This window comes from Chryseobacterium sp. MEBOG06 (assembly GCF_021869765.1).
Classification (GTDB): domain Bacteria; phylum Bacteroidota; class Bacteroidia; order Flavobacteriales; family Weeksellaceae; genus Chryseobacterium.
In genome coordinates, this window is the sequence record NZ_CP084580.1 from 4,216,442 (window position 1) to 4,243,076 (window position 26,635).

The 26,635-nt window shown below is 35.3% G+C and carries 24 protein-coding genes and 1 tRNA gene; 7 read left to right on the forward strand and 18 right to left on the reverse strand.

The window, feature by feature from the left end:
* Positions 1–5: 5 nt before the first annotated feature.
* The 3 genes from LF887_RS19260 to LF887_RS19270 all read right to left on the reverse strand — a co-directional run bounded on the left by LF887_RS19260 (position 6) and on the right by LF887_RS19270 (position 2,110).
* Positions 6–629 (reverse strand): hypothetical protein, encoded by a 624-nt coding sequence (locus tag LF887_RS19260; RefSeq protein WP_236855867.1) that lies wholly within the window; start codon positions 627–629, stop codon positions 6–8.
* A gap of 15 nt (positions 630–644) precedes the next feature.
* Positions 645–1,424 carry a hypothetical protein gene (locus LF887_RS19265; protein WP_236855868.1) on the reverse strand — a complete coding sequence of 260 codons (780 nt, stop codon included), beginning with the start codon at positions 1,422–1,424 and terminating at the stop codon, positions 645–647.
* 65 nt (positions 1,425–1,489) lie between these two features.
* Positions 1,490–2,110 carry a DUF5715 family protein gene (locus tag LF887_RS19270; protein ID WP_236855869.1) on the reverse strand — a complete coding sequence of 207 codons (621 nt, stop codon included), beginning with the start codon at positions 2,108–2,110 and terminating at the stop codon, positions 1,490–1,492.
* Positions 2,111–2,327: 217 nt separating this feature from the next.
* Here LF887_RS19270 and aqpZ point away from each other — a divergent pair, with 217 nt between their 5' ends.
* Positions 2,328–3,038 (forward strand): aquaporin Z, encoded by a 711-nt coding sequence (gene aqpZ / locus LF887_RS19275; RefSeq protein WP_236859528.1) that lies wholly within the window; start codon positions 2,328–2,330, stop codon positions 3,036–3,038.
* A 153-nt stretch (positions 3,039–3,191) separates the two neighbouring features.
* On the opposite strand, the gene LF887_RS19280 is transcribed toward aqpZ, so the two are convergent.
* From LF887_RS19280 to aceB, 13 genes are all read right to left on the reverse strand, one after another.
* On the reverse strand, positions 3,192–4,235 hold the full coding sequence (locus tag LF887_RS19280; RefSeq protein ID WP_236855870.1) for a S41 family peptidase: 1,044 nt from the start codon (positions 4,233–4,235) through the stop codon (positions 3,192–3,194).
* Positions 4,236–4,508: 273 nt separating this feature from the next.
* Positions 4,509–5,054, reverse strand: coding sequence for a hypothetical protein (locus tag LF887_RS19285; RefSeq protein ID WP_236855871.1), 546 nt, complete (start codon positions 5,052–5,054; stop codon positions 4,509–4,511).
* Between the two features lie 187 nt (positions 5,055–5,241).
* Positions 5,242–6,234: an acyl transferase gene (locus tag LF887_RS19290; protein ID WP_236855872.1), complete on the reverse strand. Its 993-nt coding sequence runs from the start codon at positions 6,232–6,234 to the stop codon at positions 5,242–5,244.
* A 193-nt stretch (positions 6,235–6,427) separates the two neighbouring features.
* Complete coding sequence (locus LF887_RS19295) at positions 6,428–7,198, reverse strand: UDP-2,3-diacylglucosamine diphosphatase (protein ID WP_236855873.1); 771 nt, start codon at positions 7,196–7,198, stop codon at positions 6,428–6,430.
* 26 nt (positions 7,199–7,224) lie between these two features.
* Positions 7,225–7,668, reverse strand: coding sequence for a 6-pyruvoyl trahydropterin synthase family protein (locus LF887_RS19300; RefSeq protein ID WP_236855874.1), 444 nt, complete (start codon positions 7,666–7,668; stop codon positions 7,225–7,227).
* A 72-nt stretch (positions 7,669–7,740) separates the two neighbouring features.
* Complete coding sequence (locus tag LF887_RS19305) at positions 7,741–9,183, reverse strand: serine hydrolase (RefSeq protein WP_236855875.1); 1,443 nt, start codon at positions 9,181–9,183, stop codon at positions 7,741–7,743.
* An 84-nt stretch (positions 9,184–9,267) separates the two neighbouring features.
* The gene (locus LF887_RS19310; protein WP_236855876.1) at positions 9,268–9,936 is read right to left on the reverse strand and encodes a DUF6624 domain-containing protein; all 669 of its coding nucleotides are present in this window, start codon (positions 9,934–9,936) and stop codon (positions 9,268–9,270) included.
* A 44-nt stretch (positions 9,937–9,980) separates the two neighbouring features.
* Positions 9,981–10,358, reverse strand: a complete 378-nt coding sequence (locus LF887_RS19315) for a hypothetical protein (RefSeq protein WP_236855877.1) — start codon at positions 10,356–10,358, stop codon at positions 9,981–9,983.
* A 99-nt stretch (positions 10,359–10,457) separates the two neighbouring features.
* On the reverse strand, positions 10,458–11,630 hold the full coding sequence (locus LF887_RS19320) for a hypothetical protein (RefSeq protein ID WP_236855878.1): 1,173 nt from the start codon (positions 11,628–11,630) through the stop codon (positions 10,458–10,460).
* Between the two features lie 80 nt (positions 11,631–11,710).
* Positions 11,711–12,097, reverse strand: a complete 387-nt coding sequence (locus tag LF887_RS19325; RefSeq protein WP_236855879.1) for an acyl-CoA thioesterase — start codon at positions 12,095–12,097, stop codon at positions 11,711–11,713.
* A gap of 139 nt (positions 12,098–12,236) precedes the next feature.
* Complete coding sequence (locus tag LF887_RS19330) at positions 12,237–12,812, reverse strand: OmpH family outer membrane protein (RefSeq protein WP_236855880.1); 576 nt, start codon at positions 12,810–12,812, stop codon at positions 12,237–12,239.
* A gap of 224 nt (positions 12,813–13,036) precedes the next feature.
* A complete protein-coding gene (aceA, locus tag LF887_RS19335; protein ID WP_410681177.1) occupies positions 13,037–14,320 on the reverse strand; it encodes an isocitrate lyase in 1,284 nt (427 codons plus the stop codon).
* Positions 14,321–14,478: 158 nt separating this feature from the next.
* Entirely contained in the window at positions 14,479–16,053 is a 1,575-nt protein-coding gene (gene aceB / locus LF887_RS19340; RefSeq protein ID WP_236855882.1) for a malate synthase A, read from the reverse strand.
* Positions 16,054–16,180: 127 nt separating this feature from the next.
* On the opposite strand from aceB, the gene LF887_RS19345 reads away from it, so the two are divergent.
* From LF887_RS19345 to LF887_RS19355, 3 genes are all read left to right on the forward strand, one after another.
* On the forward strand, positions 16,181–17,665 hold the full coding sequence (locus LF887_RS19345) for a helix-turn-helix domain-containing protein (protein ID WP_236855883.1): 1,485 nt from the start codon (positions 16,181–16,183) through the stop codon (positions 17,663–17,665).
* Positions 17,666–17,803: 138 nt separating this feature from the next.
* On the forward strand, positions 17,804–18,457 hold the full coding sequence (locus LF887_RS19350) for a ComF family protein (protein ID WP_236855884.1): 654 nt from the start codon (positions 17,804–17,806) through the stop codon (positions 18,455–18,457).
* 175 nt (positions 18,458–18,632) lie between these two features.
* Entirely contained in the window at positions 18,633–19,319 is a 687-nt protein-coding gene (locus tag LF887_RS19355) for an alpha/beta fold hydrolase (protein ID WP_236855885.1), read from the forward strand.
* A 1-nt stretch (position 19,320) separates the two neighbouring features.
* Here the strand turns inward: LF887_RS19355 and upp are convergent, their stop codons facing one another.
* Entirely contained in the window at positions 19,321–19,971 is a 651-nt protein-coding gene (upp, locus tag LF887_RS19360) for a uracil phosphoribosyltransferase (RefSeq protein WP_236855886.1), read from the reverse strand.
* Between the two features lie 145 nt (positions 19,972–20,116).
* Between upp and LF887_RS19365 the strand changes: the two genes are divergently transcribed.
* Both LF887_RS19365 and LF887_RS19370 read left to right on the forward strand, forming a co-directional pair.
* Positions 20,117–24,037 carry a Pls/PosA family non-ribosomal peptide synthetase gene (locus LF887_RS19365; protein ID WP_236855887.1) on the forward strand — a complete coding sequence of 1,307 codons (3,921 nt, stop codon included), beginning with the start codon at positions 20,117–20,119 and terminating at the stop codon, positions 24,035–24,037.
* Between the two features lie 133 nt (positions 24,038–24,170).
* Positions 24,171–24,653, forward strand: a complete 483-nt coding sequence (locus LF887_RS19370) for a GNAT family N-acetyltransferase (protein WP_236855888.1) — start codon at positions 24,171–24,173, stop codon at positions 24,651–24,653.
* Positions 24,654–24,785: 132 nt separating this feature from the next.
* Here LF887_RS19370 and der read toward each other — a convergent pair whose 3' ends face one another.
* Positions 24,786–26,096, reverse strand: coding sequence for a ribosome biogenesis GTPase Der (gene der / locus LF887_RS19375; protein WP_236855889.1), 1,311 nt, complete (start codon positions 26,094–26,096; stop codon positions 24,786–24,788).
* A 372-nt stretch (positions 26,097–26,468) separates the two neighbouring features.
* Between der and LF887_RS19380 the strand changes: the two genes are divergently transcribed.
* Positions 26,469–26,539, forward strand: a tRNA-Gln gene (locus LF887_RS19380).
* Positions 26,540–26,635 lie beyond the last annotated feature (96 nt).

The window sequence follows — 26,635 nt, forward strand, 5'->3', positions numbered from 1 at the left end:
TAAAGTTACTTCTTTAATTTGATAAACGTATATAAAAATGAGCAGTACAAAATACTTGAAAGGATATTATTGGCACTGAAAAGGGTATAGTAATCATTTTCCGACAGATTCGCTATCTGATGCTGAATGATAAAAATAAATACTGAAACGGAATAGTAGAAAAAAATACTGGCATCCACCCACAGGAAACGTTCCTGTATAGAAGCATTTTTAATCTCACGAATCAGTGTATATCCGGAAAGACAAATGATGATAATATTTGAAATTCCCTTTGCAAAATCTGCATTGGCAGGGTAATTGAAACCATATTTCGATATCATAAAACCTGCTGCCACTAAACCTGCAATACCAGAAACATATCCAGGCCAATTCAGTTTCCTTATAAATAAACTTGTCAGCAGAAAAAATTCTCCGGCAATGTAGACTGGATAAACGAATGAAGTATCATTGAGTTTAAAAACATAAGGTAAAACAAAGTTTACCAATTCTATAAGGAAAAGAAAAGCAATACAATAAAAATATTGCTTTTCTTTTTGATTTAATATGCGGTATTTAGCAGCTCCCAGTACTATAAATGAAAGAAGCAGTCCGTAGTTCAGGAATAAAATTGCTTTGTAAAGATCAGCCATTCCTTATTTTATAATTTAAAATTCGCAGCCTACACCATCATCAGGAAGACGGCAAATGGGAGGACATGGTTTCGCCCAGTCATATGTATTTGAAATGGTTTCTGCACGTCCTGAATTTTGAAGATTTTCATGGAAGGAGATAAAAATTAGAGTAACCAGCATTTTCCCATAAATATCATTGTATTTAAGTCCGAAAGAACATATAATACCTTCTAATCCTTCGTCTGAAAGGCAGAGATCATCGGTCGGAACATAGAATTTTTTAAAGATTCCTGCTCCTTTTTCAATTCCGCATTCTCTGTAGAACCAGTCCATTCCTTCGTTCCTCCATTTTTCTATCGAGTCTAATGCCGTATCCTGTTCAAGAATGGGTTTATTAGATATAGGAAACGCCATATTATCATCTCTGTCAATCTGCTCGAGATCTTTAGAAAGAACTGCATTTTTAACAATAGTATATTCCTGAATTTCCTGAAGTTTTAAATCTTCTTTAAGCTCAGAAAGAAAGCTGTAAGGATATTCTCTTTCCTCTATTCTTTTTCCTGAGTCACTCAAAGGATATAGAATAAGAATAATTTGATCCTGAAATACTCCTATCGCAGCACAGAATTCTGGTGATTTCCCACCTACATTCCTCATCCACTCAAGAGTTTCTTTGGATAGACCAAAAACATAATTTGTTGGAATTCTTTTTTTTATTTCAGGAAAAGAAGACAGGCATTCTGTCCAAGTATTCATAGCTTTCCTACATTCTTCATAAGGAAGCATTAAGTTTTCGATATTTACTATTGTCATATAAGCATGGTTTTTAGTGGCATAAAATTATACAAACTAAACATGCTGTGCAAGTAGGAATTTAATTAATAATTTCTCACTGTAATATGATAACAACTCTGCTGTTTTTCTTTTATATAATAAATACGGCCGGCATCTGCGTAGTACTTCAGTACTTTTTCCAGTGCGATTTCCATCTTTGGATTGTATTTAAGGACATTATTGAATCTTATGTAAGAAATATCAAAAGAATTGCCATAATTATGAGAGCTTATGCCCAGTGAAGCATTAGAATTCACTCTTCTCAGTCTACATTGGTCTTCAAGAGTCCGGGTAATAGATGAAACGGTGAATATAGCTCCTTTGGTATCTTTACTGAATTTGGATCCCATCTTTTCCAGAGTCGCTTTTCCCTTAGAAACCATATAAGGCCTGCTGTAATCAAGTCTCTGCACCTGATATCCTTTTCCTGATTTTTTTATTTTATGGAATTTTCCATTACTGATATATTTCTGGACTATTCTGGAATCTTTCAACAGCTGTATTCCGAAACTTTTGGAGGCATCAAGATGGGGTTTATAAAGTGCAGTAGGTTCTACCTTCAAAACACTGGTAAGATCATAGCATGGGAAAGCTTTCTTAGCCGCCTGTGAATAATGTAAACTATAAATAAAGGGCACAAAGACCGCACAAAGAAAATTTTTCATCAATCATTTTTTTTATTCTCCAATGAAGATAAATCCATTATCTCACTTCTAAAACCGACCATAATCTCGACTGATTAAATCCCAAACAAACTTTAAACCAAATTGTTGAATTTATCATTTTTTGTTCCCTTATTTTTGAAATATTTTTTCATATTTAACTTTTTACTTTAAAATTTAAATTCTACATTTGAGTTACATTTAAAAAATAAACAACATGATAAAAAAACTTTTTGCTGAATTTTTCGGCACATTTTGGCTTGTTTTCGGAGGTTGCGGAAGTGCTGTTTTTGCAGCTGGTGTTCCTGATATCGGAATTGGACTTTTAGGAGTCGCTTTAGCTTTCGGTCTTACTGTTCTTACCATGGCTTATGCGGTAGGACATATCTCGGGAGGGCACTTCAATCCGGCAGTTTCTTTCGGACTTCTGGCTGGAGGAAGATTTCCTGCCAAGGATCTTATTCCTTACATCGTGGCACAATGTCTGGGGGCTATGGTTGCCGCGGGATGCCTGTACACAATCCTTAATGGTGCAGGAGTAGTAGATTTCTCCAAACCGGGTGCTTTTGCTACTAACTTTTACGCAGAAGCCGTTTATAACGGAAAAGCATTCAGCATGGGAGCGGCGTTCCTGGCTGAGTTTTTATTAACTGCCTTTTTCCTGATTGTTATAATGGGTGCTACAGATAAATGGGCAAATGGTAAATTTGCAGGTATCGCTATCGGTCTTACTCTTACTTTAATCCATTTGATCTCTATTCCGATTACAAATACTTCTGTAAACCCAGCCAGATCTCTTTCCCAGGCTGTTTTTGCAGGCGGACTTGCCATGTCTCAGCTGTGGCTGTTCTGGGTAGCTCCAATTCTGGGCGGAATTGTAGGAGGACTAATCTACAAATTCCTGCTTCAGAGAGAAACAGCAGAAGCATAAATAAAACCCCATTTTAATACATACAAAAAACTACCTCAGGCGAGGTAGTTTTTTGTATCTGTCATTTAAACCATTATGTTTTATAAGGTCAATTATATCCATCTCTCCTTGTATAAAGATTTAAAAAATTGAAAATATCATTCTCTAAAAGTGTTATTGACGTTTTGCCATTTCTTTTATCCATTTCGCAGATACTGCAATTTTTTTATCTTTATTTAAATCTTTAAAATTATCACCACCTGTTATTTCTACATCTGGCTTTATGTTTTCAACATATACCTTTCCTGTTCTGTCTACCACATATCCTACCGCCAGATTTATCCCTGAATTTTCATCAATTTTGAACCCCTGATTTGTAGTCGTATATCCTCCAGATTCTTCACCAAACACTTTGGTGTTCTTCCGTCCTATAAAACTTATAGCTGTCATTTCTCCGGAACTTGCTGTATATCCGCTTATCAGAATAGCAACAGGCAGCTGTTTTTTTACAGAATTTTTCAATTTCTTTCTTTTTAACACCTGATTGGCATCAATATAAATTGTTCCATTTTTCAATATCCATTCTCCTTCAGATTTTTTATCTGATGTTACAAAACCTCCCACTTTTTCCTGATCCCCATTAAGGTCACTGATTCCCGCCATCATCGGATACATATTTCCTCCGGTATTGAGTCTAAGATCAATGATCCACCCTTTTATTTTATTTGAGTTTATTTGGTCTATTTCGTTAACAATATTTTCTGCGATACTATCCATTTTTTTTGCCCCGAAATCATTATTTCCGGGTATTCTTATATAGCCGGTATTTTTATCAATTAATGCTGCATAAACCTTATCGTTATCTTTCACCGCATTTTTTATGGTTTCGTTGGTATATTTTGGTCTACTTTTATTCCAGCGGTAATTTTTATTATTGTAGGTTAACCACCCATGGTGATCGTCTATTTTTTCAAATAAATAAGGAAATATGAAAAGAGCATCCTGAATATGATCAGCATCTTTCGTTTTTTCATAGGCTTCTACTTTCAAAGCATTCCAATCTATTTTATTTTTATTCAGTGCATTATCATGAATCAACAATAAAGTTTTATCTAAATATTGTTTAACACTGTCATTTTTAAACACTATTTGTTTTTGAGCATTCAGCAAATTGAAGATACTTAAAACAATAAAAAATATAAGAATTTTGTTTTTCATTGGAAGCTTAGAAATTAGATATAAATTATAGTATTATAAGAAACTGAGTTGATTGATATCAACAAAATTAATGGAACGAATTTACACTATAATTAATCATTCTTTTGATTAATTTTTATCCTTCTACACCTATTGTTAAGTAATTTGAAGTTTCGCTATCGTTTAGATCTTATTTTGGGAGAAATTTTGCCAGACATTTTCTGCAATGTACTTGCTTATGCTCTACTAATGTAAAAAAGAAGCATGAGAAAACCTATGTGGAAAAAGGCTCCTTTACTTTGTCTTTTTAATTTCAAAAGGGTTTTTGAAAATGAGTTCTTCATGTTTACCTTTGATTTCCATTTTACGTTGAAGCAGATTCAGAGCTATTTTTCTGATGAAAAGATCTTTATCATTCAACTTCCAGTAAGAATCTTCATGAAGTTTTTTAGGACTACGGATGAGATAAAACTCCGTTTCCCAGGTATCGGCATTATGATAGAATTCAATGATTCCACAATGCCCCGGAATAAGAGATGCATCTACCATCCCCATTGGAAGCAGAAAACTGAAAGCATTACAAACATAATCTCCACAAGAGATTTTATCGTGTTTCAGAAATTTCTCTCCGGTATCTCTATTAAGATATGATTTTTTAAAATCGTTTTTAAAATCACTCTTTGAAAATTTAATCTCGATTTCATGGCTGAGTCCATCTGCATCAATAGTAAGAATATCTGCCTCCCAATCGGCCTGAAAGTAATTGGTCAGTACGATCTCTTTTTCAAAATCGCAATGAGAATGAATGTAGGCATGAATAAGTTCTTCTATTTTAAGCATTATTATTCTTAATATTTTTCAAAATGGACAAATGTATGAATGATGATGAAGCCAAGAGCCAAGATGCTAGATTTCAGGTTATTTTACTGAATCACCGATCGTTAGTTCTATTTCGCAAAGTAAATTATCAGTATTCACAAAAAATTCACAAAGGAATCCAACCGGCCCTTCACAATTGTCTCCTTTTTTAACTCACCAAAAGACTGCAGCCTCTGATATCAGAATGATCTATTCTACCCAGCACCTGAAATTTATCGCCCGCTATTTTACCCAGATCCTGCGTAGCAATAAAAGAACAGGAATGGGTATTGGCAAGATCGATAATATTGACCGCTCCGGTTCTTCCGTCTTTTTCATAGGCTAAAGGATCTTCAACATTGCGTATCATGATTCTCATCCAATTTGGGCATTTATATTCATTGTTTCCAAGTGAATAAGCTTGTGACAACAGCTCTGTCATTGAATATTCTGAGTAGATTTTATCGGTTTGGAAGCCTTTCTGAAGGATATTCAAAAGTTCATCTTTTGTCATTTCTTCTTTTCTACCTTTCATGCCTCCGGTCTCGATAACGATCAGGTTTTCAAGAAAATTCAGAGATTCTCCGTTTCGCCCAGAATCACAGTAATCTAAAAAGTCCAGCAGGGCAAAAGAAACTCCGAAAAGAATCACTTTTTTATCCTTTAACTGGTTCAAAAGATCAAAAAGGTCGGAATGATTATAAAGAAAGTACCCATTCTCCGGCTTGTCTGATTTTTTCATCAGATAATCTACCATATAGATCAGTGATGAATTCTGTTTTTCCAGATAACTTGGAAGCAATCCCAGGAAGATAAAGTCCTCGGGCTTTCCTATAAACTGTTCAAAACTTTTATAAATACTTTCCTCATATAATTCCGGATCAGCAATGAAATGTCTGGACAGGTTCATCTGAGTGGTTCCGGAGCTTTGAAAGAAAAGATCTGCAGACACATTTTTATCAAGAATCTGATGATTTTTGAACATCTCTATCGGCAGAAAAGGAATTCTATCCAAATGATCTACCTCATCCGGATTGACATTTAAAAAATCAACAAATTTCCTGTATATCTCAACATTTTCATACTGATAACGAAATGTTTTCAATGATGCATTCAGGAAATCTTCTTCTGTCTGTATGTTGAATATATCTTTAGGTTCCATATTTTTCAATCTTCTTATTGCTTCATTACAAAGCAATTACATGGATAAAATAAATTTATTTAATAATTTTTTAATATTCAGTCTATACTTTGGTAGACTTCTTGCAAGTATTTATACGGAATATGGATTAAAAACAAGAATGAATTTCGGTTCATTCGAAAATTACCTCTTTTTAGGGGTAATTTTTTTGTTTTTATTTTTCAAAAGTCTTCAGTTCAAAATCTTTTTCAAAAACACCATAAGTATAGTAAGAAATCCAGTCTCCGAGATTGATATATTTTGCATTGTGTTCCAGATCCAGTACCATAGGAAGGTGCCTGTGTCCATAAATGAAATAATCAATTTTCTCAGTTTTCAGTTTCTCTTTAGAATAAATGATCAGAAACTCTTTGTCTTCACCTAGAAAAGCTTTATCCTCTTCTCCTGAAATCATTTTATTCTTTTGGGAAAGGTATAATGCAACTTTCATCGCAATATCAGGATGAAGCCATTTAAAGAACCATTGTGCCACGGGATTTGTGAAGAGTTTCTTCATTCTCTTATAGCCTTTGTCTCCAGGGCCCAATCCGTCTCCGTGGGCCAGCAAAAACTGCTTCCCGCCCATTTCGAAATATTGTTTCTGATAGAAAACCGTACATCCGATTTCCTCTTCCAGATAATCTTTCATCCAGAGATCATGGTTTCCCACAAAGAAATAAATATGAATTCCTCTGTCTTTAAGTTCTGCTATTTTCCCGAGAACACGTACGTATCCTTTGGGAACAACATGCTTCCATTCATGCCAAAAATCAAAAAGATCTCCCATTAAAAATAAAACCTGCGCATCTTCTTTAATGTCATTCATCCAGCGTATAAATTTTTCTTCACGCACCCTGCTCTCACCTGGAGTGGGAGCGCCAAAATGCTGATCTGAAGCAAAGTATACTTTTTTTCCAGGTTCTAAATTGATTGTCGTTTTTAACACCTTCTGAGTTTTGTTGGATATGATTATTAATTATCTTCTGCGAACCATTCACCATAAGAGTTTTCTGTCTCGTGGAGTTTAAGATAGGCTAAAGAAATTCCCTCCGGAAGTCTCGATTTTACTTTTGAAGCAATAGCATACAGCATATTTTCGCAGGTGGGCTGAAAACTGCAGTAGATTACTTTATGCCCTTTCTGTTCAAGATCATCCCCCAGCTCTTTGTGTGGAGACAATGCATTAACAAGAACCGAATGATCCCATACATCAACGATTTCAGATTTTACGATACTTTTGATATCTCCGAAATCAACAACCATCCCGTTTTTTGGATTTTCAATATCATTAATCGGTTTTCCTTTTACTGTTACAAACAGCTTGTAAGAATGTCCATGCATATTTTTACACTTCCCATCGTAGTTGTAAAGTACATGAGCCGTTTCGAATGTAAAAATTTTTGTAATACGTATCATATTGCAAAGATATGACAAAACAGCTTAACACAGAAAAGACTGTTTCTATCACCGCAATAATTAAGTTTATTTTTAATTGATTTTCAAAGTTAGGTTATTATCATCGGTCCCATCATTGTTCAAAGCAGTGTAAGGAGCAGAAAGCCAGCCGTCTTTATTAATTATCAATTTAAAGGCATAAGTTTTTCCTTTTTCAAACTGTGATTTTGGAACTACCAGCTCATAGGTATTATTCCCTTTTGAAACCATCTGATAAGATTGATCCTCAGTATTCCAATCATTAAAAGCCCCTGCTATTGACATATTTTTAATCAACTCTCCATTCATATTCTCCGGATGTTGGTAATTAAAAATCACTTTATCATTTTCTATTCTGTAACCGTAGATTTTCTTTTGCACATTGGGATGAGCGAAATATTGAGTGCTGATGGCATATTCTGCAAGCAAATAAGGGTTCATCAATCTTTTATCCATTAATCCGGCAATGTAATTAATAAGCCGGTTGTGAACAGAATTATTTTTATAACCATTAAACATTACTACAATGGCCATATCATCATCCGGATAAATTCTGTATGCGCTCACATTTCCACCGGAAAAGCCATAAGATTTTATGTTATTGAATTCAGAAATTTCCCAGCCATAACCAAAAACATCCTTTCCATTATTGAAATCAAAAGGTTTCCACATCATTCTTTTTGTTTCTTCTTTGAGGAATTCATTCTTATCCAAATGACGGCTCCACTGTAAAAAAGCAGGAAGGGTAATAGCTAGCCCATTTGCAGAATGAGCTCTCGAGCCATCTATGAATTTAGATTTTTCATATTGCTTTGTATCTGTATTGTAGATATATTTTACAATCCTGTTGGGAATTTTCTCAATAGAATTAGATGAAAATATCATTCGATTCTTAGCGTTCGGAAATTGGGTTTCTGTAATGAAATTTTCGTAGGTTTTTCCTGTTACTTTTTCTATAATCATAGCAAGTAACAGATAGTTTGTCTGATTATACCTAAACTCATTTCCAGTTTCAAACTCCATTTTTTCTTTTGAAAGACGTTCAATGACTTCTGCATTGGTTGCATTTACCGAAATATCACTAAAATTCACCCAATCCGGAAGTCCTGAAGAGTGGGTCAGAAGATTTGCAACCTGTACGTTTTGCCATTCTGCCGGTAAATGATCCAGGTATTTTGGGAGCTTATCTTCCAGGGCTATTTTTCCTTCTTCAATTAGTTTGAAAACACCAGTATTTGTTATTAATTTTGTGGTAGAATATACCCTGAACATGGAATTTGAATTTACCTTTTTAGGATCTTCCAAAGTTTCAGTCCCATAATACTGCTCAAAAACAATTTTATTATTTTTAATAACGCCTACAGCGATACCAGGGATCTCATTCATTTGAATAATTTTTCTTACGTATTCATCAATAGCTTTTGACTGCTTTTTTTCCTGACTATAAACGACAAGGAAAAGGTTCAAAAATAATGTGATTAAAAGAGACTGTCTCATTGTTGATGCTTTGATATTTCTTTATTAAAGACAAACGATGCCTTTATTGTATTACATTGAGTCGGATTTTACCAGTATGCTATTTTATTTATAAAGCTTCGGACCAGTAATTCCTTTTTCAAGAAAATTATTTTTATTCATTTCAAAATGCATTGTGGTCATCTGATTATAGTATTCTTTAAATGCAGGGAGTCCGTATTCTTTACGTAATTTGTCAACATTAGCACTGTCTGTCAATCCGTTTTTAGGAATTGCCTGTCCTTCTTCGTTATATATCACCTGGGATCCAAATCTTTGTTTTTGATTTGTATTGATAGCTACTCTGTCTTCCAGCATTGCATATTCATTTTTGGGAGCATTATTTTTTTCTGACTCCTTTTTTAAAACTCTAAGTATCTTCTTTTGAAATTCCACATCATTATCAGCATGCTGAATGGGAATCCAGAATTTAGAGGTATTTTCTTTTCCCACCTGGTTAATTCCCAGATAGCCATATTGAGAAAACATTTTTTTTATTTTACTCTGATTGTCTTTTCCTACGCTGTCTCTTTTCGTTTCAAATATTTTCCAGGCCACTTTGGTTCCATATTTACTGATCATTTCCGCAGGAGGTATTCTTGCATATTTCTGATCGATATCCCTTATGTAATCCAATTCAGAGATTAATTTTTCTCGTTCTGAATCTGATATTTTTTTATGGGTAGCACAGCTGATAAAGGCAAGGCCTATACCTAATAAGAGTATTTTTTTCATTGGATAATAGTTTGATAATGTTTAGTAGAATACAGGAAGGCTTATCATTTTAATGGGTCTGTTTCGAATCCCAATTCTTCCAAATAACTGAGTCCGTTTTGTTTTTCGATTGTATTTATTCCTGACCAGCCATTTTTCCTTCCCAGTACAATGAGTTGATTTATGTATTTCGGTTCATTAAGATTCACTTCCTCTTGTAATCCTTTTATTTTATTCATTAATTTCATTCCGAATTTTAAAGGATGTCCCATATAGTAATCATCAAAAGCCAGAAATTCTATGACCAAAGGAGTCTGTTTATAATCTTTTAAAAATACTTTTACCGTAAGCGTAGTGGTTTCTGTCGCAGAGTGATATTGATATGCAATATAATACAGATATTCCAGATTATTGACAGCTATTTTCCTTAATTTATTTTTCATCTGATTTCCGTCTATACTATTGGTATTTGACTCTATGCTGAATACCACCGGATACTTTTTTTAATTTTTTTGAACCTCTACAATTTCACCTTGTAGTAATTATTTCACTGTTTTGTCAAAGTTGTTTACAACTTTGTATTCTCTGTCTTTGATTATAATATCATAGTTCCCTTTATCAAGTATCAGAAAATGGCTGTCTTCTGCATTTTGGAGCTCTATAATATCGGCGGGAATACCTTTCTGTTCAAATTCACCTTTTCTATAGGCTAAAACTAAAACAGGATATTGAGAAATTGCTGATGAGGGGACTTCATAAAATTTTCGGTTTTCAGTAAGCATCCATCCGGGTCTTCCTTTTTTATATTTTGTAATGGGATGAATGATTTTAATATCTGTAGATAACTCTTTATCTTCTCCATTATATACCTTCTGATTTTTATCTGTTAAAATAACAGGCTCGGTATTCTTTAGAAGCCTGAGCAACGGTTCATTATATTTAGGAAGGCCTTTTTCCGAAAACTGGGTCTGGTCAATAGTCAAAGGATTTAAACCTGTTAAATCAGAAAGCCGTGCTGCCATCGTCTTTTCCCAGGATTTGTGAATCCCTTCATAAGCATGCTGATATCCGCAATAGATCAGATATTTTCCATCTTTATTTTTTTGCATAAAATCATTGATATTCTTTGCTTCTCCTATTTCCCTTTCTTTACCGTTTCCTTCTGCTTCATAGGGAAAAATTTTGAATCCAATTTTCAGTGCCTTATAAATGAAGTTACCAAATTCAGGTTCCTGAGAATAGAATCCGCTGTTGAGTGTTGCGAATTTTCTAATCTTTAAAGAGTCATCTTTTTCTAATGTTTCAATGCCTAAATATCTGTAACCTTTGTCATACAGCCCTTGAAGCAAAGAAGATATAAAATTCCTATGACTAGCATTGTGATGAGCTTCATTGATGATAACAACTTGCTCATTAGTAGCCTTTTTTACAATATAATCTTTCGCGTTGGCTGGAATTAGCTTTGTGAATTTCAAACTGTCGGCAGCTGTGATTTTTTTTACCCTTCCAAAAGTCCTGTCCCAACTTTCAAGAGCTGGTTTATATTGTCCGCTAATTGAATAATAAGTAGCTTCCATCTGACTTCTCCAGGATTCTGATTGTGTGGAGTCTTCTAATACTGTTTTTTTCACATCCTCCGAAAACCGGTAAAGGTTATCCTGACAGCTGACCGAGATACTAAAAAGTATTAAAATGACCGAATAATAGAATTTCATGGTGTTTTGTTTTTTGGTAGTAAGAGCCAAAAATAAAAAATTCAAATGAATGTCTATCCATTGATTTCAATTTTAACCACTCACAAAAGCTTTTTCAACCAATCTTTTTCTAAACGTTTAATCTTTTTTGTTTCGGTATCAAATAAAATCCAAAGCGTACTTGAATCTACCACAAGTTCTCCATTGCAGTAAAACTCTACCTTTCTCGGCTGTTTGGCTCCTTCAGGATTTTGGGGATATGTTTTTACAGTGATTATATCGTTCAGGTAAACCTGCTTTTTATATTGTATATGATGGTCCAAAAGCATCCAGGCATCATTCATATATTCTGTCTTTTGCTTCAAAAGATCCCAGTGTTCTGCTGCTACTTCTTCTACCCAATGCACATACTGAACATTATTGACATGGTTATTCTGATCAATATGTTTTTCTGTTACTTTTATCTGTTTTTCATACATTAAATTCATACTTCCGGAAGTTTACTCAAATTTATCATTTTAAACTAAAACTTCGTCAGCCGTTTCTATGTAAAAGTCCCACTTTTGCAAAAAAGGAACCAGATGTTGATCTGATTCCTTTTTTATATTCAATATTGAATTTATTCTATTATTTACCTTTAGCTGCTGCCGGTTTAGAAGCCGTTGCAGAAGCACCTAATTTCGTTTTTACCTGCGCTGTGATATCCTCACTACCATCGGTATACACAAGATTGTTACCGTCCTGTAATGAAGTATCAAAAACATAATTCAAGTTTCTTTCTTTAGCTACAGCAGAAATAGCTGCTTTTACTTTTTGCTGAAGAGGAGTAAACAATTCGCTTTGTTTGGCAGAAATATCTTTAGCAGCCTGCGCTCTTAATTCCTCTATTCTTTTACCGAGATTCTGTAAATCTGTTTGTGCTGCAATAAGTTCTTTTGTTACGGCTTCTTTATTAGCCTCACTTAGCGTTTTTTCTTTATCCTGTGCTGCTTTCAGCTTTGTCTGATATTCACTTATCAGTTTTTCAATTTCTGCCTGCTTTGTTTTAGTCAGATTATCAATAGTTGTGCTTACTGTTTTCACTTCAGATAAATTTGCAAAAATCTCATCAGAATTTACATTTCCAATTTTCTGTTGTGCATTTGCAGCATTCGCTGTTAATGTTAATCCTGCTACAATAAAAAGTACTTTAATTAGCTTCATGTTTAATATATTTTTTCAAAAACGCTTGTTTTTTTTCGTTGCCAAATATAAAACAAATTTTTATTAATTATCACCTGCCTTTTTTAAGCTTTCTTAAAATAGGAATGGAATCCAAAAATAAACTGAAATCATATAAAAAAAATCAACCTTTAAACCCTGATTATATAAAACCTTTCTCAAAAAAATGAGAAAGGTTTTTACATCAAAAAATATGGAAAAAATGACTAATGGAACTGTGCTGTTTCTGTAGAATCTTTCATCGCTACGGTAGCTGAAGAACCATTTGTAACTACATTCTGAACCTCGTCAAAATATCCGGTCCCTACAAATGACTGGTGTTTCACTGCTCTGAATCCCTTTTGCTGTAAAGCAAATTCACGCTCCTGCAGTTCTGAATATCCAGCCATTCCTCTTTCTTTATAAGCTAAGGCCAGTTCAAACATAGCGGTATTCAAGGCATGGAACCCTGCCAATGTGATAAACTGGAATTTATAACCCATTTTGGCCAGCTCTTCACGGAAGGTCGACATTTCTTCAACATTTAACCTCGCTGCCCAGTTAAATGAAGGAGAACAATTGTAAGCAAGCATCTTTTCTGGAAATTTCTCATGAATTCCATCTGCAAACCGCTTTGCCTGTTCCAGATCAGGATTGGAAGTTTCCATCCAGATCAGGTCTGCATAGGGAGCATAAGACAAACCTCTGTCTATCCCCTGCTCTACACCATTTCTTACAACATAAAAACCTTCTGAGGTTCTTTGTCCTGTTACGAATTTTTTATCTCTGTCATCGATGTCTGAAGTCAGTAAGTCGGCTGCATCGGCATCCGTTCTTGCAATAATAAGACTTGGAACACCCAATACATCAGCGGCAAGACGTGCTGCGACTAATTTATTAATAGCCTCCTGAGTGGGAACCAGTACTTTTCCTCCAAGATGCCCGCATTTTTTTGCTGAAGAAAGCTGGTCTTCGAAATGTACAGCTGCAGCCCCCGCCTCTATCATCTGCTTCATCAGCTCAAAAGCATTCAAATTTCCTCCAAAACCTGCTTCCGCATCTGCAATAATGGGTACTAGGTATTCTTTATCTCCGGTTCCGCTCACAGACTGTATCTGATCTGCTCTTAATAAAGCGTTATTAATCTTTTTTACTACAGAGGGCACTGAATTGGCAGGATACAATGACTGATCCGGATACATTTCTCCTGATAAATTGGCATCAGCAGCTACCTGCCAGCCTGAAAGATATATCGCTTCCAAGCCTGCATCCACTTCCTGTACGGCCTGATTGCCTGTGAGTGCACCCAGCCCTGCTACATAATCCTGATTATTTAATTGATTCCAGAATTTTTTAGACATTTCTGTTGCAATGGTATACTCAATTGTGTATGACCCCCGAAGTTTTAAAACTTCCTCTGCTGTATAGGGTCTTTTGACACCATTCCAGCGTGAGTTTGTCAGCCAATCCTGCTCTAAAGCCTGGATTTGTTCTTGTTTTGTTTTCATAATATTTGGATTTTGTTTGATTAGAGGGTTACGAGTAGTGGAGGGTTGAAAACTGATGGTCATAAGTCAATCATTATGTCAACTTAATCGTCAGTTTTTCCCATTCTCCAATTTCAATTTTTAAACTTTTCATTACTAATTTTCCATTTTTCAACTTTCAACTAAATAAAAGGATATGCCTTAAGGGTCAGGAACTCTTCAAAATTTTCAGAAAAAATTAATTCGTTGAAAAGTTCTTTCGCCAGATTGAATTTTCCGTTTTTGAATCGCTCTTCTCCCACATACTTTTCAATATTATCCATTTCTTCTGCTTCCCATTGAAGAATCATATTTCGGGTCAGCGTTCTGTCACCACTCAAGACGGCTTCATTTTTTAACCATTGCCAAATTTGTGTTCTTGAAACTTCTGCGGTAGCAGCGTCTTCCATTAAATTATAAATGGCTGCTGCACCTACCCCGGTCAGCCAGCTTTCCAGATAAAGAATTCCTACATTGATATTTTTTCTGACTCCTTTCTCTGTTATATCCCCTTTAGGAAGTTCCAACAGATCATTTTCTGTGATATGATATTCAAATTTCTTATCAATCTGATTTTTTGCAGGCATATAATGGTCAAAAATTTCTTTTGCTACCGAAACCAATGCAGGATGGGCCACCCAGGTTCCATCATGTCCATTTTTCACTTCCATTTCTTTATCACTTCTTACTTTTTCGAAGGCGATATTATTGGCTTCATCATCATTTTTCACCGGAATTTGTGCTGCCATTCCACCAATAGCATGAACATTTCTTTTATGACAGATCTCAATGACCCTCTTTGAATAGGCACTCATAAAGGGAGAAGTCATTGTCACCTGATCCCGGTCCGGAACAATAAAGTCCGGCAGATTTCTGAATTTTTTAATGAATGAGAAAATATAATCCCATCTTCCACAATTCAATCCTGCACTATGGTCTTTTAGTTCAAATAAAATTTCATCTACCTGAAAGGAAGCGGTGATTGTTTCTATTAAAACTGTTGCTTTAATAGTTCCCTTTTCCACACCCATATAGTTTTGAGCAAAAACAAAAACATCGTTCCACCATCGGGCTTCTTTGTAGTGTTCTAATTTTGGAAGATAAAAGTAAGGGCCGCTTCCATTTTCCAAAAGTCTTTTTACATTCCGGAAAAAATAAATTCCAAAATCTATCAATGACCCTGATGTTTCTTCACCATTAATTTCAAGATGCTTTTCAGGAAGATGTAATCCTCTTGGACGCACTAATAAGACTGCTGTTTTTTCATTAAGGGTATAAGTTTTACCTTTTTCGTTTACAAAATCAATCGTTTTGTTGACCGCATCAGAAAGGTTGATTTGTCCTTCCATACAATTTTCCCATGTCGGCGAGCTGCTGTCTTCGAGATCTGCCATGAATGTGAACGCTCCTGAATTCAGAGCATTGATAATCATTTTCCGGTCAACAGGTCCGGTAATCTCTACTCTTCGGTCCAGTAAATCCTTGGGTAATGGTGCACAAACCCAATTTCTATTTCTGATTTCTTCAGTATCTTTCAAAAACGTTGGAACAATCCCCTGATCAAAATCCTTCTGTTTTTTTCTCCTTTCTGTTAAAAGATCCAGTCTTTTATCATTAAAGTTCTGGTGGAGTGCGATCAGAAAATCTATCAAATCCGGAGTGAAAATTTCTTCAAACTGTCTTTGAGCCTTTATTTTTAATTGAACCTGGGTTTTCATAACATGCTGATTTTGTGATTTTACATTACAAATCTAAATAAAAATTTTCACAATCAGCGAACGTTCGCTAAATTTATTTAAAAAATTATTATGCGAATAATCGCATCTAATTATTTATATTTGAGTAATGAATTCAGAAAGTGACTTTATCAAAACAGTTTTCGGGTTGAAACTGAAACAACAGAGACAAAAGAAAAACTGGTCTTTGCAGGATCTTGCGATAAAAACCGGATTATCAAAATCCTATCTTAATGAAATTGAAAACGGGAAAAAATATCCGAAACATGATAAGATCATTCAACTTTCAGAAGCTCTCAGCTGCACTTTTGATGATCTTGTCTCTACAAAACTTGATAAAAGCCTGGCTCCTTTTAATGAAATTTTACAGTCTGACTTTTTTAAAGAAATACCGCTTGACCTTTTTGGGATCAATAAAAACAACCTCATCAGTATTATCAGTGATGCTCCCAAAAAAGTAACCGCTTTCATCAATGCTTTGATTGAAATTTCTCAGAATTATAATCTTGGAAAAGAAAGGTTTTATTTTGCCGTGTTAAGATCTTTCCAGGAGCTATATGACAATTATTTCCCGGAAATCGAAGAAAAGGTAAGTGAGTTTATTCAGGAAAATGAACTACAGGGAGATAAGAATCTACAATCTGATATTCTGGAAAAAATTCTTACAGACAAATTCAATTATACGGTTCAATCTGAAAGTTTTGAAAAATATGGAACTCTGGATCATCTCCGCTCTCTTTTTATCCCGGAGAAAAAGCTGCTGCTATTGAATAAAAAACTTGAAAAGGATCAGAAAACATTCATTCTCACTAAAGAAATAGGGTTTAATGTATTGGAATTAAAGGTTCGTCCCAATACTTATTCCTGGCTTGATTTCGGCAGTTTTGAAGAAATTCTGAATAATTTCTATGCTTCTTATTTTGCTGGTGCCTTATTGATTTCCAAGGAACCTGTGATGGAAAAAACTTCAGAATTTTTCCAGCAAAATAAGTGGGAGCCGAAAGATTTTGAAAACCTGATCAACAGCTTCACTCATTCTCCTGAGACATTTTATTACCGGCTTACCAATATCCTTTCTGCAGAAATGGGTATTAAGGATTTGTTTTATTTATGCCTGGTTAAAAAGAAAGGGTCGGATAAAATTCAGATTTTAAAAGAGCTGCATCTGAACCACCAGCAGGCACCTCATGCCAATGCGACCAATGAACACTATTGCAGAAGATGGGTTGCGGTGAAAAACCTTCATCATTTAAAAGAAAACGAAACCCTGACTGATGCTCAGATTTCTCACTATAAGGATCAGGGAATAAGCTACCTTGTTATTTCTACCTCTCAAAAGAACCCTTTTTCTGATGGAAGCAACAGAAGCTATTGCCTTGGTATTCTACTGAATTCTCAAACTATTAAAAAGATCAGTTTTATAAAATCTCCCTCTTTAAAAACAATCAATGTAGGAGTTACCTGCGAATCCTGCAGTATTGCAGACTGCGAAGTAAGACAAGCACCGCCGGTACGACTGGAAAAAGAACAATTTAATCTCAGCATGAAAAGTGCAGTTGAGAGAATCAGAAGGGAATTAAAAATGGAAAACTGAAAATGATAAATGGAAAAAAAGTAATTAAGTTTATACAATGAGCTCATAAGAACTTAACACTGTAACCGGCAATTTTAACTTTCAATTCTCCACTTTCCATTTAAAAAACTATTTCTTATCTTAGTAAAAAACACGGCGATGATCCTAGACTTATTGTTTCCTAACCGATGCATTCACTGCAACAGAATTGTTAGTGGTGATCTTATAGTATGTGGTATCTGTTACAGCCAGATTCATTTCACTCACTATGACTATTTTGAGAACAATCCTGTGAAAGAAAAATGCAGCCTGCTTTTTCCTGTTGAGCACACTTATGCATTAATTCAATTTGAAGAAGAAAGTTTAAGCCGGAAAATCATTCATGAACTGAAATACAGAGGCAGAGAAAAAACCGGAAAGATTATTGCTGACTGGACTACAGAACGTCTGGATTTTAAAAATGAAAAACCAGATCTTATGGTTACTGTACCTCTTCATCCAAGGAAATTAAAGAAAAGAGGATACAATCAGCTTCATTTATTCACAGAAACTTTATCGAAATTTTACAATATTCCATTTGACCACAACCTCGTCGAAAGAAATAATTATTCAAAAGCACAGGCTTTAAAGGATAAAAAAACTAGACTGGAGACTGGAAGTACATTTTCTGTCACAAAAAACATATCCGGCAAAAATATCCTTTTAATTGACGATGTTTTCACGACCGGAAATACCATTTCATCTATAGCCTGGGAAATTTTAAATGCCGGGGATAATAAATTGAGTGTATTGGTGATGGCAATGGACGCTTAATAGTTAAAAATTGAGAGTTGAGAATTATTAATTGGGTTATAATGTATTGATATTATGATCACGTCAGTACTAAACTAAATTTCCAGTTTTTCCATTAATAATTTTCCATTCTTCATTTATCTCATCCTTTCACCATTCAATTCTTTTTCCTATTTTTCCGGAAAACTAAATAGCAATGCGGAATCTGATTTTACTACACGGAGCCTTAGGGCATCATAATATTTTCAATCCTTACTTAGAAACATTATCAAGGTATTTCAAAGTTCATACCCCTTTATTTTCAGGGCATGGAGATACTGAACTTCCGGCAGATGAAATTAATATAGAAAAATATAATAAAGAATTAGCTTTATATTGTAAAGACCGTAATTTAACAGACGTTTTTATGTTGGGACATAGCATGGGAGGTTATATTGCTCTTTGCTATGCATTACAATTTCCTGAAAATGTAAACTCTATTATAACTCTGGGAACAAAATTTGACTGGACTGAAGAACAAGCCGTAAAGGAAAGTAAAATGCTTAATCCTGATGTCATTCTTGAAAAAGTTCCAAAATACGCACAGCTTTTAGAATCCCAACATGGTTCAAAATGGAGACAGCTTCTTCCGGCTGTAGCTGATTTAATGATTGATCTGGGTAAAAATCCACCTCTGAAAAATAATCTGAATATCATAAACAATCCTGTTCAGATCATGGTAGGCGATAAAGATAATATGGTAACCATTGAAGAGAGCGTTGATGCTTACAGGAGGCTCCCAAATGCAAAATTGGCCGTACTCCCGGATACCAAGCATCCGATGGATAAAGTACGACCAAGTTTATTATTGGATCTAATAAAAGATTTCTGGAATCTTTCTTAAATTATCGTTGAAGTTTTTCTCCATAGCTCAAATCTCCTGCATCTCCCAGTCCAGGAGTAATATATCCTTTTGAAGTCAGGTTCTCATCGATAGCTCCTACCCATATGTGAGCGTCGGGATATGCATTTTGCACGGTTTCTACTCCCTGTCTTGAAGCGATAGCTGCTACAATATGAAGTTGGGTTGGATTTCCATTCGTCAATAAATCTTTGATCGCTTCAATTAAAGAAGCTCCGGTAGCCAACATAGGATCGGCAACAATAAGAGGTCTTCCTTCAATACTCGGACACGTCAGATAATCCTGTTTGATTGAAAAATAGTCATTGGCATCGTGCTTTCTATAAGCAGCAACAAATCCGCAGTCTGCTCTGTCCAGATAGTTCAGAATACCTTCAAACAATGGAACGCCCGCTCTTAATATGGTTGTAATAACCGGCTGCACAGCAATTTCTCTACTCTTTATAGTATCTAAAGGGGTTTGAATTTCAACATCTTTATACTCCAGTCCTTTACTGATTTCAAAAGCAGCAATCTCTCCGATTCTCTCCATATTTCTTCTGAATCTCATTCGGTCATGCTGAACTTCAACGTTTCTAAGTTCGTTAATCCATTCGTTGACCAGAGAGAAGTTTTGCGATAAAATAGTAAGCATGAAAATTTTATTTTATTTTAATTTCAGTTAATTGATATTAATTCCTGCAAAATTACAACTAAAAAACGAAATGAAAGATTGAGTGTGAGGAGAAATAAAGTATATTTATGAAAATATTCCCAGTACCTTATATAGTAATTTTTTAATGATGAAAAGCCTGATTTTAGGAAAGATCAGTCCAGAGTTTATCAAGGATGAAACTCTGCCTGAGTTATTGGTTCCCACCTTTGAAAAATATAAAGACAAAACAGCCTTTATATTTAAAGATAAAAAAATATCCTACGCTGAATTAGACAGCTGGAGTAACGCTATTGCGCTGCAGCTGCAAAACCTGGGCATACAGCCCGGCGACTGCGTAGGGGTATGGTACCCCCGAAGTCTTGAACTTCCCGTTGCCATACTTGGGATTTTAAAAGCAGGTGCCAGCTACATCCCGTTAGACCGCGAAATGCCTGAAGACAGAATAAAAAAAGTTTTTTCAGATATCAATGTGAAAACTTACTTCTCTGATACGGACGCTCATATTCATTGCTCGCCTTTAGAAATTGCACCACAACCTCAAAATACGGTTTCTTTTCCCGAATCAGTTCATATTCCAGATAACTGGGCTTATGTATTATTTACTTCCGGAAGTACGGGAAATCCTAAAGGAATTCCGATTTCTCACCGAAATATATGTCATTTAATTCGTTCTGAGCAGGATTTTATAGGAATTAAAAATACAGATATCGTTTATCAGGGCTTTTCTGTATCCTTTGATATGTGGTGTGAGGAAGTATGGATCAGTCTGTTTGCCGGAGCAACAATTTGGGTTGCTGACGCTACTACTGTAAAAGCAATTGATGAGCTGAGTGAAGTTTTAACAAAAAACGGAATAACCGTACTTCATGCGGTGCCAAGTATTTTAGCGATCATTGATGAAGTTCCTGACATCAGGTTGATTAACACAGGTGGAGAAGCATGTACCAAACAGGTTCAGGAAAAGTGGGCAAAACCTTACAGAACATTTATCAACAGCTACGGTCCAACAGAAACTACAGTTTCTTCCAACATGGCTGTTTTAAGCAGTGAGGACGAGCTTACCATTGGCCCGCCACTTCCTAATTATCATATTGCTATAGTAGATGAAGGGATGAATATTCTTTCTCGCGGGGAAAGGGGTGAAATGATTATTTCAGGACCTGGTGTCAGCAATGGCTACTTCAACCTTCCGGAGCTGACCGAACAGAAATTTCTGCCTAATCCTTTTTCTGAATTACCGGGTGACACTATTTATAAAACAGGTGATGCGGTAATTATAAGGGAAGATGGCTTTATTGATTTTCAGGGAAGAATAGATGATCAGATCAAACTCCGGGGATACAGAATAGAACTTGGTGAAATAGAAGCACGCCTGAATCAGCTTCAGGACGTTTCTTCTGCTGCTGTAGCTGTAAAAGAGGACTCTAATGGGCAGGGCCAGCTGGTAGGTTATGCTGTAATGAGTAATGATGCATCATTTGATGAGAATGAAATGCGTAAGGAACTTGCAAAATTTCTGGCTCCGTACATGGTTCCCATTTCGATCGTGCCAATGAAAGAAATGCCAAGGATGCCAAGTGGTAAAATCGATAGAAAAAGACTTCCTTTACCGGAAAGCTTCACTATCCATGAAAAGAATGATGAAATCATTATTGACCCCAGCGCTCCAATAGAAGAAAGACTCCTTCAAACACTGAAATGGGTCTTTCCGGGAAAAGAAATAAATCTTACCCAGGACTTTTTCACAGATCTGGGCGGTCACTCTCTTCTAGCTGCTACTCTGGTTTCCCATCTGCGTCAAAAGGCGGGAATTCCTACAGCCTCATTGAAAGAGATTTATGAAAACCGTCCTCTGTCTGCTTACTGTGAATGTCTCAAGAGTAAACAAACTCAGGAAACCTTTCATCAGGAGCCTTTTCAGCGGGTTTCAACTTTACAGTATATTGCCTGTAATATTGCTCAAAGCGTTAGCCTTCTGGTAGTATTTGGGTTACTAAGTATTCAGATATTTTTTCCTTATCTGAGCTATTACTATTTTCAGCTTAATGGATATGGATTACATTATGCATTATTAAGTGCATTTTTACTGTATACCTTAATTCCACCAGTCTATTCAACAATTATATTACTGACCAAGTGGCTGGTCATTGGAAAAATAAAAGAAGGAGATTATCCTCTTTGGGGTTGGTATTATTTCAGATGGTGGTTGTGGAAAACAATCAAAAGATTAATGCCTTCTGAATTTATTGTAGAAACTCCTTTATATCCTAAATATTTAAAATTACTGGGTGTAAAGGTTCATCCGAGTGCTCAATTGAGCCTTTTGCCTATTTCAGCAGAAGATCTTGTGACAATTGATGAAAATGTAAATACAAGTTCCGGCTGCAGTATAGATAATGCCTCTGTTGAAAATGGTATTTTAAGAATAAGAAAAGTACATATTAAAGCTCATGCATACTTGGGTTCTTCCGTTATTGTCTGTGGAGATACAGTGATTGAAAAATTTGGCGAACTCCAGGATTTGAGCTGTCTTAATGAAGGAAAAAGAATAGGATTCGGGGAAGTATGGAACGGAAGTCCTGCTGAAAAAGTAAGAGTAAAAACGGGTGAGGAAGTTGAAGTACCAAAACTGGCTTCTACAGCAAAAAGAAACAGATTTGCACTTTTATATGCCTGCTCATTATTTTTCTTTCCTCTTCTTATTGTTTTGCCTTTAGCACCTACTCTTTACACTCTTTATTATCTGGATGACCGCTCATCTGATTACAATTTTTATTACTTATGGCAGGCTCCTATCCTTTCCACAGTCTACATTTTGTTATTTATAGGAGTAGTAAGCATTCTTACAAGGATTTTACAGTATAATATGAAACCGGGAATTTACCCTGTATATAGTTTCACCTATTACAAAAAATGGATAAAAGATCAGATTTTCAATTTATCACTGATTATCGTACATCCACTTTTTGCTTCTGTCTATATTAGTAAATTCTACAGAATGATGGGTGCAAAAGTGGGAAAAAATTCAGAAATATCGACCGCCAGCGATGTATCTCATCACCTTTTGGAAATCGGCGAAGGCTCATTTATTGCTGATGCTGTAATTCTTGGAGAACATGATGTAAGAAATGAAAAATTAATTTTATCAAAAACCTCTATAGGAAACAACAGCTTTGTAGGAAACAGCGGACTTATTCCACAGGGATATGAACTGGGCGACAATATGCTGATTGGTGTACTGAGTAAAGCACCGTCTGAAGAACAATTAAAAAACTCTTCGGAAAAAGACTGGTTTGGCTCTCCTCCAATAGGCCTACCTTCGAGACAAAAATCTGACGGATTTCACGATCATCTGACTTACAATCCTCCATTCCGTCTTAAACTGGCAAGAGCTCTTGTGGAAGGAATCAGAATTATTCTCCCTCAAACTGTTATCATTATCTGCAGTGTATTATTTATTGCCTATACAAGTACTTATCTTGAAGGTAAAATTTATTATCTTTTGCTACTGTCACCGTTTTATTATTTAGGGATCGTTGCTTTACCTTCTTTTTTCTTCACTGTATTGCTAAAATGGATATTTATAGGAAAATATAAGAAGGCAGAAATGCCTATGTACAGTACAAAAGTGTGGTTGAGTGAAGGAATCACTACCATTTATGAAGCACTTCCCGTACAGTTCTTCCTGGATTTTTTGCGCGGAACATTCTGGCTTCCATTTTTTATGAGATTTCTGGGTGTAAAAATTGGAAAAAAAGTATGGCTTAATACAACTGATATTACAGAGTTTGATATGGTATCCATTGGAGATGAAACGATGCTGAATGAAGACTGCGGCCCTCAGACTCACCTTTTTGAAGACCGAATTATGAAAATAGGAAGTGTAAAAATAGGCAGTCAGACCACGATCAACTCACGAACCATTATTTTATATGACAGTGAAATCGGAAATAATGTAAATATAGATGCGCTTTCCCTCGTGATGAAAGGCGAAGTTTTATCTGATGACACTTCGTGGTATGGAAGCCCATTGAGAGGAAAGTAATTAAATGAAAAGTGGAAAATTGAAAATGGAGCCCTTAATGATTAAGGCTATAGATGCGGAGATTAAAAACTGAGAATTCAGCATAATCATTTAAACCAGTAACAAATATATTCTCACCTCTTAAAAAAGTATTATGAATTATTCCATCAAAAAAATAAAAATCGCAGAACACCTTCCTATTGTAGATGAACTGGTGGGTGAGCTTCATATTTCTGAGAAAGAAATGAATGATAAAACGGCTGACTGGAGTCAGATCCGGGAAAATTATCTCCGTTTTATGACAGAGTATGAAGATGAAAACGAAGGTTCTTTCTTCATCGCCGAAATTGAAGGAAGAGCGATAGGTTTTCTATTTGGATATATCGACGAAAAAGATGACAGCAATTTTGAGCTTGGCGATGCAAATGACTTATATGTATCAGAAGGATATGTAAAGAAGGAATACAGAAAACAAGGAATTTATTCTGCCCTCAACAAAGCGTTTGAGGAAGCTTATTCAAATCACAATATCAGAAAAATCTACCGTTACACCCTTTGTAATAATGAAACCATGCAGCGTTGGCTGGCTTCGCAAGGCTACAGACCTGTAAGACTGGTATATGAAAAATGGCTGTAACCGGCTAAAAATAAATACACAGAAACAAGTGGACATCGTGCACAAATTAAAGAATGAGTCCATTAGTGGTTAAAATAAAAAACAGGCTGTCTCATCATTGAAACAGCCTGTTTTTTGGTGAACATTGTTCTTTTATTTTTGTCTGAAATAAACTTCGATTGGCACTCCGGTAAATCCAAATTGCTTTCTCAGCTGGTTTTCAGTAAATCTTTTATATGGTTCTTTCACATACTGCGGCAGGTTACAGAAAAATACAAATTGTGGAGACGGCGTAGGAAGCTGTACACAATATTTGATTTTAATATATTTTCCTTTAAGTGCCGGTGGTGGTGTATTTTCAAAGATTGGAAGCATTACTTCATTCAGTTTTGAAGTTTTAATCTTCTTTTTACGGTCTTCATAAACTTCCATAGCCACTTCTACCGCTTTTAAGATTCTCTGTTTCGTCAAAGCTGAAACGAATAAGATTGGAATATCCTGGAACTGACCGATCTTATCTTTAATTAATTTTTCGAAATCGCGCATTGTATTCGTCTGCTTGTCTTCAATCAAATCCCACTTATTGACAAGAATTACAATACCTTTTCTGTTTTTCTGTGCCAATCCGAAGATGTTCATATCCTGAGATTCCCATCCTTGTGTAGCATCTACCATGATAATTACTACATCAGAATATTCGATAGAACGGATAGATCTCATTACGGAATAGAACTCCAGGTCTTCATTTACTTTAGACTTTCTTCTCATCCCCGCTGTATCTACCAATACAAACTCGTGTCCGAATTTGTTATATAAAGTCTGAATACTATCTCTGGTAGTTCCAGCAATATCTGTTACAATATTTCGTTCTACATCCAGCAAAGCGTTAGTCATTGTAGACTTTCCTACGTTTGGACGACCTGCAATGGTAATTTTTGGCAATCCCTCAAAAGGATCTTTATATTCTGTAGTGGGAAAATCTCTAACGATATCATCTAAGATTTCTCCTGTTCCTGAACCGGTAGCAGAAGAAAGAGTATAATATTTATCAATTCCTAACTGATAGAATTCTGTTGCAGGAAGTTCTTCCTTAGCAGAATCTACTTTGTTAATAACAACATAAATTGGCTTGTTGGATCTTCTTAGTAATCTGTAGATTTCATAATCTGTATCAGTAAGTCCTTCTTCCACATTCATCATAAAGATAATGGAAGTAGCCTCGTCAATCGCTAGCTGAACCTGCTTACGAATCTCTTCTTCAAAGATATCGTCTGTACCAACATCGTATCCTCCAGTATCAATTACTGTAAAGTCTACTCCATTCCAGTCGGATTTTCCGTAGTGACGGTCTCTTGTTACACCGGCTGTAGAATCTACAATAGCCTCTCTTCTTTCTAGTAAACGGTTAAAAAGCGTTGACTTTCCTACGTTAGGACGTCCAACGATTGCGACAATATTTGACATAAAAAATATTTAATAATCCTTTTGCTGTGCTCAGGATATGTTATTAATGGGTTACTCCAACTTTTGGAGCCCAATTTTTTGCAAAGATAAGATTTTATTATTTAATGATATTTCAAATTAGAAAAATGGATAACAAACTCTAGAAGCTCCTACTCATCTATGATCGCTCACAGTGATTTTAATCAAAACTTTGGAAACAGCCTGCCCATTTCACCTATTTTATTCAGCAAACGATTCTTTATGAAAAATTTTATCAAAAAATAATTATTTGGCTATCAATAAGTAAAGCCGTTTATAGCCTTAGATGTTAATTAATCTTTAATTTTGATTTTCATATTTAAAATAAATTCTATAATTTCGCAGAACCAAAACAGACCTATAGTGTAACGGTAACACTCCGGTTTTTGGTACCGTCATTCGGGGTTCGAATCCCTGTGGGTCTACAAACCATCCTTTAAAAAGGATGGTTTTTGTTTTTTTATTAATTTTGGTTAGTTGATTTTGGTCACTGTATAACAAAATCACTATGAAAAAAGTCT

What these genes read in the sequence shown, in the direction of transcription:
- LF887_RS19260 (WP_236855867.1), bottom strand. Translation starts at nt 629, where the DNA reads ATGGCTGATCTTTACAAAGCAATTTTATTCCTGAACTACGGACTGCTT.
- LF887_RS19265 (WP_236855868.1), bottom strand. Translation starts at nt 1,424, where the DNA reads ATGACAATAGTAAATATCGAAAACTTAATGCTTCCTTATGAAGAATGT.
- LF887_RS19270 (WP_236855869.1), bottom strand. Translation starts at nt 2,110, where the DNA reads ATGAAAAATTTTCTTTGTGCGGTCTTTGTGCCCTTTATTTATAGTTTA.
- LF887_RS19280 (WP_236855870.1), bottom strand. Translation starts at nt 4,235, where the DNA reads ATGAAAAACAAAATTCTTATATTTTTTATTGTTTTAAGTATCTTCAAT.
- LF887_RS19285 (WP_236855871.1), bottom strand. Translation starts at nt 5,054, where the DNA reads ATGCTTAAAATAGAAGAACTTATTCATGCCTACATTCATTCTCATTGC.
- LF887_RS19290 (WP_236855872.1), bottom strand. Translation starts at nt 6,234, where the DNA reads ATGGAACCTAAAGATATATTCAACATACAGACAGAAGAAGATTTCCTG.
- LF887_RS19300 (WP_236855874.1), bottom strand. Translation starts at nt 7,668, where the DNA reads ATGATACGTATTACAAAAATTTTTACATTCGAAACGGCTCATGTACTT.
- LF887_RS19305 (WP_236855875.1), bottom strand. Translation starts at nt 9,183, where the DNA reads ATGAGACAGTCTCTTTTAATCACATTATTTTTGAACCTTTTCCTTGTC.
- LF887_RS19310 (WP_236855876.1), bottom strand. Translation starts at nt 9,936, where the DNA reads ATGAAAAAAATACTCTTATTAGGTATAGGCCTTGCCTTTATCAGCTGT.
- LF887_RS19315 (WP_236855877.1), bottom strand. Translation starts at nt 10,358, where the DNA reads ATGAAAAATAAATTAAGGAAAATAGCTGTCAATAATCTGGAATATCTG.
- LF887_RS19320 (WP_236855878.1), bottom strand. Translation starts at nt 11,630, where the DNA reads ATGAAATTCTATTATTCGGTCATTTTAATACTTTTTAGTATCTCGGTC.
- LF887_RS19325 (WP_236855879.1), bottom strand. Translation starts at nt 12,097, where the DNA reads ATGAATTTAATGTATGAAAAACAGATAAAAGTAACAGAAAAACATATT.
- LF887_RS19330 (WP_236855880.1), bottom strand. Translation starts at nt 12,812, where the DNA reads ATGAAGCTAATTAAAGTACTTTTTATTGTAGCAGGATTAACATTAACA.
- aceB (WP_236855882.1), bottom strand. Translation starts at nt 16,053, where the DNA reads ATGAAAACCCAGGTTCAATTAAAAATAAAGGCTCAAAGACAGTTTGAA.
- LF887_RS19345 (WP_236855883.1), top strand. Translation starts at nt 16,181, where the DNA reads ATGAATTCAGAAAGTGACTTTATCAAAACAGTTTTCGGGTTGAAACTG.
- LF887_RS19350 (WP_236855884.1), top strand. Translation starts at nt 17,804, where the DNA reads ATGATCCTAGACTTATTGTTTCCTAACCGATGCATTCACTGCAACAGA.
- LF887_RS19355 (WP_236855885.1), top strand. Translation starts at nt 18,633, where the DNA reads ATGCGGAATCTGATTTTACTACACGGAGCCTTAGGGCATCATAATATT.
- upp (WP_236855886.1), bottom strand. Translation starts at nt 19,971, where the DNA reads ATGCTTACTATTTTATCGCAAAACTTCTCTCTGGTCAACGAATGGATT.
- LF887_RS19365 (WP_236855887.1), top strand. Translation starts at nt 20,117, where the DNA reads ATGATGAAAAGCCTGATTTTAGGAAAGATCAGTCCAGAGTTTATCAAG.
- LF887_RS19370 (WP_236855888.1), top strand. Translation starts at nt 24,171, where the DNA reads ATGAATTATTCCATCAAAAAAATAAAAATCGCAGAACACCTTCCTATT.
- der (WP_236855889.1), bottom strand. Translation starts at nt 26,096, where the DNA reads ATGTCAAATATTGTCGCAATCGTTGGACGTCCTAACGTAGGAAAGTCA.